Annotated in this window: 4 protein-coding genes; all 4 read left to right on the top strand. The window is 51.6% G+C overall.

What is annotated here, in order from left to right; all coding sequences use genetic code 11:
- Positions 1–580 precede the first annotated feature (580 nt).
- Positions 581–1,402 (top strand): hypothetical protein, encoded by an 822-nt coding sequence (locus Q0W37_RS14515; protein ID WP_297702264.1) that lies wholly within the window; start codon positions 581–583, stop codon positions 1,400–1,402.
- 177 nt (positions 1,403–1,579) lie between these two features.
- Positions 1,580–3,637, top strand: coding sequence for a fibrobacter succinogenes major paralogous domain-containing protein (locus Q0W37_RS14510; protein ID WP_297702263.1), 2,058 nt, complete (start codon positions 1,580–1,582; stop codon positions 3,635–3,637).
- 230 nt (positions 3,638–3,867) lie between these two features.
- Positions 3,868–5,943: a fibrobacter succinogenes major paralogous domain-containing protein gene (locus tag Q0W37_RS14505; RefSeq protein ID WP_297702262.1), complete on the top strand. Its 2,076-nt coding sequence runs from the start codon at positions 3,868–3,870 to the stop codon at positions 5,941–5,943.
- Positions 5,944–6,271: 328 nt separating this feature from the next.
- The coding region (locus Q0W37_RS14500; RefSeq protein WP_297702261.1) for a fibro-slime domain-containing protein at positions 6,272–10,530 on the top strand (4,259 nt) is incomplete at its 3' end.

The raw sequence follows: 10,530 nt of genomic DNA, 5'->3' as shown, positions 1-10,530 counted from the left end.
CATCGCCGATGGTACCTGGCCCACGGGCCCGGGAGAGTAGGTCGCCGCTGGATTCTCGAGGCCCCCTGCCTAACTGGCAGGGGGCCTCTTCGTTTTTACAGACCGCTCGCGCCACGTTCCGGCAAGGATGCTCCGGGCTGGCGCTCACTCTCGCCATCACGACCGGTCAATACCGGTCGCTTATGGCTCACGGCCCTTTCACTGTAAACAGTGGAAGGGGCTTTTTCGTTTATGCGCCGCCCCGCGTTTCCCGCGACGTCATCCCCGCGAAGGCGGGGATCTTAGGCGCGGGGGTGTTAGGGGGTGCCCCCTAGGCGAGGGGGTAGCGGAAGACCTGTGCCGATGTCAGGGCCGACCGCGAGATCTGTGACGAACGAGCCCCGGTGCAGCCGGCTAGCGAGTGAGTGCAGATATCGCAAGGAGGCCCGTGCCGGATTTGGCAGGGCTTTCGCGAGGGGGAGGCTTCCCCCCCCCATGATTATTTTGATTTTTCTGTGTGATTCGCTGCTGTTTATAAAAGTTTACTTGACTTTTTGTTTCGATTAGTTTACATTATTTTTAATAAGTCAAGGAGAGAAATATGAATAAGCTTTTCACGAGCGTGTGCATTTTTGCACTTACGGTAGGTTTTGTCGCCTGCAGCGACGATTCCAGCTCCACGAGCGCAGAGAATCAGGAGAGCACCACCCAAGAGAATTCGATCAAGTTCGAGAAGGATGTTCTCTGGCTTCCGTCGTATGGTAAGCGCGTAAGGACATTCTTCAACGATGCCTTGACCGAGGAGAATTTTGCCACATTCGACAGTCTCAGTCATGATGGCTGGTGGTGGACGCATGTTGATGCGCAGGACGAACCTGATGGTAAGTCTACCGTTGAATTTACCTATACGGATACGGCAATGATTGTCGATTTCAATTTAAGTTACGACTGGGTTGAATATGTGCCCAGTGAAGATGAGTATTGGCCAAACCGCAATTTTGTGCCGAAGATAGATCCTTATGCTACTATTGGCTTTGTTTTTTCTCCTGATGAAAAGCCTGTTGACATTAGCGGCTGGAAGGGAATCTGCTTGATTTATGAGTCGAACAGCAGCTTTCAGATGTTCCCGGCTGCCGAGGGGCAGTGGTACTGGCGCGTAAATGTTCCAAAGAGCGAAGGAAATAAGTCGGTATTTCAATTAGACTTTAACGAGTTGGAGCTTCTTAGCTGGGCACCGGCTTCAACGCCTTCACTGGAAGAGGTTCTAAAAAGCAGCATGTACTTTCAGTTAGAAGTAAACCATTCCCAGATGGGCTTAAGTTCCTGCTACAGCGCCAGTCCTGAAAATTCCTGTGGCCACATGGATGTCAAGAATACCATCCGCATTTATAAGATTGGTTTATACGGTAAATGTGGCGAATAGCCCTGCGTTTTAGAAAAAAGGCACTCGATAGGGTGCCTTTTTTAATTAATTGATAATTTATTTGTGATTGATATTCTATTTTGTAATCATACATTTGTATGTATGGACTGATTCCAAGCATCTTTTATTCACGTCATCGCGAGGAATACTATGGCGAAGCAAAAGATTACAAGACTAATGAACCAAAATCAAACTAGTTTGATTGCCGCACTATTCGTTGCAACCCTTCTCTCCGCCTGCGGCGAAGATTCAACAACCGAAAAAATTGTCGAGGTGGCAGCGGAACATACCGCTATTGTTGCTGACGTGTCGGAATTGCCTAAATGCAACAAGGACAACGAAGGCAGTCATGCCTACGTGAAGGGCGAGACTTCGGAGCGCATCTGCGTGGACGGCAAGTGGTTCGCGTTGAAGGAATCGGAAGGGGTTTCGGATTTTGATTTCTCCTGCACCACGAAGGAACTCAAGGACAAGAGCGGTCTCAAGATTATATGCAATGGCGATAGCATCGGCGTGGTGCTGAACGGTGCCAAGGGTAAAGACGGTGCCAAGGGGGATAAAGGTGATGACGGTGAACAGGGGGATACTGGTGTTGGCTGCTCTGTTGCCGAACAGACCGATTCCACGGTGACCATCAAGTGCGGGGAAAAGTCCTTCGATTTGAAATTTGGCGACAATGGCGGCGCAGACGATGCCGACACCTTGGAACTCGATTCCGAGAAGATTGCCATTTCTCTCGACACGTTGAGCGGTCTTTCGCAGAAGGGACCTTTCCTCAAGGGGTCTATGGTCTACCTCTATGAGCTTTCCGACGGGCGTACGCTCAAGCAGACGAACGGCAACTTTACGAGTGTCATTACGAGTGATGACGGTCGTTATACGTTCCAGTCGCGCGATCTTGTCAGCCAGTATGCCTTGATTGTGGTGGACGGAAAATATAGGAACGAGGTGACCGGCAAGCCGACTTCGACTGCGATAAAGCTTCAGGCATATACGAACATGCTGATGCGCAAGTCCGCAAACGTGAACCTGCTTACGCATCTGGAAAAGGACCGCGTGTTCTACCTGGTGACAAAGAAGGGGATGACTGTCCGTGCGGCAAAGAAACAGGCGCAGGCGGAAATCTTCAAGCAGTTCTATATCGACACCACGGGCTTCAAGGGTGAATCCGAAGACCTGGACGTGTTTGGTTCAAGCGATGCCGATGCGGCGCTCCTTGCCATCTCGATTTTGTTGCAGGGGGATTCCAGCGAAACGGCGCTCTCGGTGCTGTTGACCGAGATTTCGAATGACATCACAGAATATGGCGAGTGGAGAGACTCCGCAAAAAAAGCGAAAATTGCCGACTGGGTGTTTTCTAAGGATTTGTCCGTTTTTCGCAAGAACGTGGAAGGCTGGGGCCTGAGTAATGGCAAGTCTGTGGGTGAGTTTGAAAAACTGATTGAAAACTATATCACGGCGACCTATGGCGTAGAAATATGCAACGATGGTGATAATGACGAAGAAAGGAAGGTTAGTAACAAATGGAGCCTGCTTGATGGAAAAATATTTTACTGTTTCGATGGAATCTTGGCAGAAAAAACAACATCGGAAAATCTTAATCCAGAGGTCGAATATGGTGAAATGTTAGACAAGCGTAATCGAAAATTGTATAGGACGGTTGTAATCGATGGGAATACCTGGATGGCCGAAAACCTGAACTACGAAGTGGAGAACAGCTACTGCTACAACAACTCCGCAGACACTTGCGCCAAGTACGGCCGCCTGTACACCTGGGCGGCGGCAATAGACTCGGTAAAGCTTGCTGCCGATGCGGATAATCCGCAGAATTGCGGACAGCTGCCGACTGGCAAGTACTGTACCTTGCCTGCGAAGGTGCAGGGAATCTGCCCCGAAGGCTGGCATCTGCCGAGCAAGTCCGAGTGGGAGACCCTGTTTACGGCGGTGGGCGACCAGTCGACGGCGGGAAAGATTCTCAAGTCGCAGACGAGCTGGATCAACAACGGCAACGGTACGGATGCCTTTGGGTTTGCTGCGCTCCCTGCTGGCAACAGGGACAAAGATGGCTATTCCAACTACGAAGGCAACTACGCGCGCTTCTGGAGTTCTACAGAATCCGGTTCCTACTACGCGTACTTCATACACTTGGCCTTCAACACCGAGAGTGCGGCCCTGGACCGCGGCGGCGATAAGGGCAGAGCCTTTTCTGTTCGTTGCGTAAAGGACGAGGAATAACAAATCAGATTTTATGTTATACTACAAAGCGGCTCCTTTCCGGGAACCGCTTTTAATTCGTTAATTCGCTTATCGCTTGTCGCTGGCCCTTTTGAGTGAGCCGTATTTGCATTCTGTAGAAAAAAATATAGATTGAAAGTTGTAGAACATTCAAAGGGGCCTTCATATCCAAAAAACAAAATGTTTTCTCTTTTATTTCACCCTGTAAGGGGGTGATCATAGCATGTTTTGTGGCTGCTCTTTTCGCTGCCTGCGGTGATACCGTTGAAAATAATACAATCAACCAGACGGGCATGGATATTGTCGCCTCTGAGGACGACTTGCCGAAGTGTACTGGTGATGATGAGGGCGATATTGTCTACGTGAAGGAAGATAAATCGACCCGTCTGTGTGTCGATGGCGAGTGGAGTGTCACGAACTTGGAAGACTTGAACGTTGATTTCAGCTGTAAGACGCAAGAACTCAAGGACAAGAGCGGCTTAAAGATCGTCTGCAACGGGGATTCCATCGGCGTGGTGCTGAATGGTGCCAAAGGCGACAAGGGTGATACTGGTGCGAATGGTGAGCAAGGTATTCAAGGCGACAAGGGTGATACTGGTGTTGGCTGCTCTGTTGCCGAACAGACCGATTCCACGGTGACCGTCAAGTGCGGGGAAAAGTCCTTCGATTTGAAATTTGGCGGCAATGGCGGCGCAGACGATGCCGACACCTTGGAACTCGATTCCGAGAAGATTGCGATTTCGCTGGATACTTTGACAGGCTTTTCGCAGAAGGGACCGTTTCTCAAGGGTTCGACGGTGTTGCTGTATGAACTTTCCGACGGTCGTACGCTCAAGCAGACGAACGGCAACTTTACAAGCGAAATTACAAGCGATGATGGCCGCTACAGTTTCCAGTCCCGTGACTTGGTCAGCCAATACGCCTTGATTGTGGTGGACGGAAAATATAGGAACGAGGTGACCGGCAAGCCGACTTCGACTGCGATAAAGCTTCAGGCATATACGAACATGCTGATGCGCAAGTCCGCAAACGTGAACCTGCTTACGCATCTGGAAAAGGACCGCGTGTTCTACCTGGTGACAAAGAAGGGGATGACTGTCCGTGCGGCAAAGAAACAGGCGCAGGCGGAAATCTTCAAGCAGTTCCATATCGACACCACGGGCTTCAAGGGTGAATCCGAAGACCTGGATGTGTTTGGCAAGACCGATGCAGACGCCGCGTTGCTTGCTATTTCGATTCTTTTGCAGGGGGAAGACGACGAGACTGCGCTTTCTGTACTCTTGACGGAAATTTCGAATGACATGGAAAAGGACGGCAAATGGGACGGAGAAAATGCCGCCGCGACCAAGGCGAAAATTGCCGACTGGGCGATGGTTGCGGATCTCGGTGGCTTTCTCGTAAAAATCGGCGACAATGTGACAAACTGGGGGCTAGGCGAAGCCCCGAATTTCGAGAAATTCATACGCAATTATTGGATGAGGGAAAATGGAGTAGAAGACTGTGCCTCCGCAATTGAAGGCAAGGTCATTACAACAAGGGACGGCAAGAACAGGTATTACTGCTTTGCAAACAGCTGGATTAGTGCATCGATTTGGAGTTGGGACTATCCGAAAGAAATATATTATAATCCTCAAATAGAATACGATACCATGATAGACCCGCGCGACAAGATGGTCTACAATATTGTGACGATTGCTCCGAAAGGTAGCGGATATTCCAGGACTTGGTTTGCCGAAAACCTGAATTATGCTGATAGTTCCAAGACCTCTAGCCTGAAGGGTAGGAGCTGGTGCTACAACAATGTTGCAAAGAACTGCGACGTGGGTGGACGCATGTACACTTGGGCGGCGGCAATAGACTCGGTAAAGCTTGCGACCGATGCAGGCAATCCGCAGGACTGCGGCTATCACAAGACCTGTACCTTGCCTGCGAAGGTGCAGGGAATCTGCCCCGAGGGCTGGCATCTGCCGAGCAAGTCCGAGTGGGAAGCCCTGCTTACGGCGGTGGGCGGCCAGTCGAATGCGGGCGAGATTCTCAAGTCGCAGATGGGCTGGTTCACTAGTACAGATGAGGGCTGGTTCGCTAACGGCAACGGTACAGATGATTTTGGGTTTGCTGCGCTCCCTGCTGGCCTCAGGTACCTTGACACTTTCGATGGCGTAGGCAGCAACACGTATTTCTGGGGTTCTACTGAGTATGGGGACAACAGCGCGTACGGTATTAGCTTGAACCGCGACTACGTGAATGCGAAACTGTCCGACCTCTCTAAGTCCTTTGCCGTCTATGTTCGTTGCGTTAAGGATTAGCCAAAGGCTATCCTTGTTCGCTCGGTCCTGCCAACAAGTAAACTTGTTGTCGCGACTCTCGCTTTGTCAAGGATTAAAATCCGGGTTCTTAAGGGCGGAGCCCTTAGGCGTGAGGGTAATGGAAGACTCGGCCCTTCGGCAGCACTTCGGCAAGCTTGGTGTACCAGCTCAGGGGACCTTGGCCGAGGCTGCAATTAGGGGGATACTTCCCCCTTTTTATTGTGCTATTCTCAACGTTTTTCCGTTAAAAAGCTGATATTTCTTTTTATTTGGGATAATAAATATATCTTTAGGGTGAAGTTGTTTGTGAGAAAAGGAGCCGTGTTTTATGAAGCACAAGGCCTTGTTGGTTTTGTTCTGTTTTGTTTTTGTAGCGTTCGCCCAGGCAGCGCTTACGGTGCATATCCAGTCCCCATGGCGAAACGATGCCTCAAAAGACGGCTATTTTCTGCATATTCTTGGTGGGGCTGGCGGTGGCTACAATCCTTCTTTTGGTGCGGGTTCCTCGACGATTACGACCGACGAGGGTAATGGCTGGTTCGGCTATACCTGGAACAAGGACGTGACGGATTTTCAGGATTGGATGTCCTTTACGGTGAGCATCTATCCGAATACAGCCGATGGTAATTACAACAACAATAATGGCGAAGCCTGGAAAGAGGGCGGCGAGTTCAAGATGAGCGCCCTTTTTGGTACCGACCTTGAAGTCTGGCTTTATACGGACCCGTCGGACATGAGCTACACGAAGTCCTTCGTGGCGCCGGGTTCCAAGATGGTGTGGTTCAAGAGCCCCTGGGGAAACAAGGCTCTGCCGCAGATGATTTTTGGAAACGATTCCGTGATGATGCGTTTTGCGCAGGATGACCCTAGCAAGTGTGGCTGGTTTTACGGTGCGGTGTCACCTACGATGCTTGCGCGGAACCCGGTACAGTCCGCCCACTTTATCCGCCTGAATACGCCCTATTTGTCGTACCCCGCCAAGGGTGTTGTGGAACTGGGCGACTATTTCTCGGTGCTGGATACGGTTTTCGTGGACGGCACGGCGGGGGCGACGGTAGATTCCAAGATCGGTACGCTTGGCGAATGTTTCGATTCGACGCGAACCTTGCATGTGTACCATCCGTGGCGTACCAACACTTCGTTCAGGGATACCGCGGTCTATTTCACGGTCGGGAACAATATCGTCAACAACCCCGCACCGATGGTGAAGGACGAATACCCTTACTGGTATCGTTACGACTTTGCGCCCGAGACGGTGAATTCCTCGAACTGGAATTCCACGATGGCGCAGTTCAACTTGTACCGTTGCCAGAACGAATGGCCGCAGGTGACGTATTTTGCGGAAGGGTCGCGCCCGCTCGCTTCGGTGTTTTTCCCGACGGGTGTCTACGAGGCATGGCTGTTTACCAATAGCAGCGGCAAGTTCGACCTTTCGTTTACTCCGCTCGAACCGAAGGTGGTTCGCCTGATGAGCCCCTGGGACAACATGACTCCGATGATGATCGTTCCCGACGATACGATTAAGATGGGGCCTTTCAGCAGCGATACCTGCGGATGGTACCAGGGGATTTCTTACAAGCATGTCGATTCCTGGGAGGTGTACTTTAGGCAGGCATTCGGCTTCGAATATTATTCGAGGAGCGGTCTAGATACTATCCCGGGCGAGCTGATCAACCTGGATTCCATTTTTGCGGAGACGGATACGGTGTGGATGACGACGGTTCCTTTCCGTGTTTCGTCGGCTTACCCCAAGGTGCTCGGGATTTGTCCCACGATGAAGATTTCGGCGATGGTCGTCGACTGGGCGGGTGAATCCTTTGACGACAGTATCGATGTGGATTTCGGTGGAATCTACAATGGCAATGACTACACCATGGTGACGTACCTGGATTCGCTGGGCGTGTCGGCTTCGAACGCGAAGTGCGGAGGCCTTGTGAAGGGGATGGTGCAGGATACCCTGGTGAACGGGGCGCCCGCCCGCGTGGATGCGTCCGTGTATCCGTGGGGCACGTGTTCGGCGGCCCATGAAATCGAGACGTGGTTTATTCCCGAAACGATCGTGGTGGACGGCAACGAGTACAAGAATTCCGTCTGTCGCGATATCGACCTGACCATGGACGAGGAAGGTTTCTGGCTGGCCGACATTTCGCAGCCGCTGGATGGTACCTGCGGCGATTCCCTGCATCCGGGTTTCTATCCGATTGACGATTTCGAGTATCTCTATACGGCGGATTCTTCGAGCAAGATTCCGAACCCGAAGAACGACAAGTACAAGGAACATCAGGGTTGCAAGCACAACTACAGCTACGCCATGAAGGTGACGGCGGAGTTCAAGTACGTGAAGGGGCAGTATTTCGAGTTCCGCGGCGATGACGACGTATGGGTGTATATCAACAACCGCCTGGTGGTGGATATCGGCGGCTGCCATAATCCCGAAGAAGGCGCCGTGAACCTGGATACCATCGGCAAGAACGATCCGAGCCTGAAGTTGGTCGAGGGTGAAACTTATCCTTTCCACATTTTCTATTCCGAACGCAACGCGACGGGGGCGAACTTCAAGATGCGCACCTCCATCAACTTGCAGACGCAGAGGACTTATTTCTCGAAACAGAAGGAAAGTACGGACGGTTCCGTCGAGTACGAGTTCCACCAGCTGCTGGTCGACAAGTCCATCAGTTGCGACGTGTCCAGCGTGCAGAGCGCCCGCGACCAGCTGGCTCCTTCCCTGTTTATCCTGAAGGGCGGAAGCTTCCCTGCCGACGGCGTGATGCTTGAGTCGGGGTTGAATTACGGCGGCATTTTTATCAGCGAGAATATGGCGAGTTTCAAGGTCGACACTTCTGCCTTCGTTAATTCCCGCCTGCTTGCTCCGGGAAAGTACGCCCTGTATTGCTACCTGGCGTCAGACCGTAGCCAGTACCAGGTAGTGACCTTCACGGTTCCCGAATATCCGCTTCCGGATATTGCTTTCGTGGATGTGTTCCATGTGACGGACTCCGCGTATTTTGATCCGACGGGCTATACCTTGCGTGGAGATGCGATGGGGCTTGACGGAGGCAAGAACGATACCCTGCTTGCTCACGTGACTTACCCGGATACGGTTCCGTTGAAAATCGTGGTGCTTTTCGGGACGACTCCTTGCGGGAATATGGAAAGCGGTTCGATGGTCAACTGTGTGGTTCCCTTGAATTTGGATACTGAATATCCGCTCAGTTTTTTGGACGAAAACAACCAGCGCATTACAAGCCTTACGACGGATTCGCTGGGTTATGCGAGTTTTTACGTGGTGGGCGATTCTGCCATGGTGAATGCTTTCTTTACGATCGGGAGTGGCAGTGTAGCAAATATTCTGACGTGGAAGGATATCCATTTCAAGGAACCGCCCGTACCCTTTGCGCACAAGGCCAAGATGTTCGATGTGAACGGAGACGGAATTCCTGACAGTCTCTCGATACCCTTTAGCAAGCGCTTCAAGGATGTGGTGCCCGATACGCTTTCGTGGTCGTTTGGCGGAACGGAGTTCCATAAGATCGCTGGAATGGAAAATGTATGGCCGCTGGTCATTTTGGATTCGGTGATATCGCTGTACGATCCCGAGGGACTTCGCAAGGATGTGTTCACGGGGCTTGCGGACCAGGTGTATTCTGGATCCCTGTTGTACCACTACACCTATACCGACGAGGATTCGGGCGAAGAAGTGAGGCTTACGATGAATACCTCGATCGAGGACAAGGTGGGGCCCGTCGTGTTGAGTGCGACTGTCGAGCCGACGTCGGACGAAGTAAGCTTGGTGACTATCAACCTGAGCGAGGGCGTTGTCAATGCGGCTGCCGATGGAATGACGTCGTTTGTATTCTACCGCGATACGGCCAATTTCATGGATTCATTGAGCATCGTGAGTTCCGATAAAAATGCGCAGGGCAACGTGTTCAAGATTTATTTCCGGAGGTCTGCATCGGGTGCCCTTCCTGAAGTGGGTGACTTTGTGCGGATTGAACCCGGATTACTTGAAGACCGTAGCGGCAATGTCGCTCATTGGGGAAATCCGAAGGTTCGCATCACGGGTAGTCAGCGCGTCGAAATCAAGTCGCCTGGGCTTGTGACATTGAGCGAGGAAATTGCACCGTGGCAGGAAGAGGACGATATCGTGCCGATTCGGGTCGGTTCGAACAAGAGGGTCGAGGATGTGGTCGATAGCCTGGGCATTCCCGGATTGCTGCTGGACTATAACATTGGCGAACTTGCGACGACGATGATTATGAACCTGCCGACTGGAGCCGATAGGGATTCGGCGCTAGCCCTGATTCAGATTGGGTGGGAATCCTATTACTTTACGCATCTGGGAAATTTCGTGAACAACTCTGACGGTAGCATTCAATGCAACGACAAGAAGGTGTTCTACAACGAGTCCAATCCGGAAAAGTCGAACTGCTACGATAATCCGGGCAAGATTTTCTTTGCGTGGAATGCACGTAGCAATAAGGGACGTCTAGTTGGAACGGGACCTTACATCGCTAAAATGAAGGTGAAGATCAAGAGTGGCCTTGAAAAGGGCGGCAGCGCCGACGAGACGATGACGATAGGAAT

Source organism: uncultured Fibrobacter sp. (assembly GCF_947166265.1).
In the GTDB taxonomy this organism is placed as follows: Bacteria; Fibrobacterota; Fibrobacteria; order Fibrobacterales; family Fibrobacteraceae; genus Fibrobacter.
This window is presented reverse-complemented; position numbering and strand designations above follow the sequence as displayed.

What these genes read in the sequence shown, in the direction of transcription:
- Q0W37_RS14510 (WP_297702263.1), top strand. Translation starts at nt 1,580, where the DNA reads ATGAACCAAAATCAAACTAGTTTGATTGCCGCACTATTCGTTGCAACC.
- Q0W37_RS14515 (WP_297702264.1), top strand. Translation starts at nt 581, where the DNA reads ATGAATAAGCTTTTCACGAGCGTGTGCATTTTTGCACTTACGGTAGGT.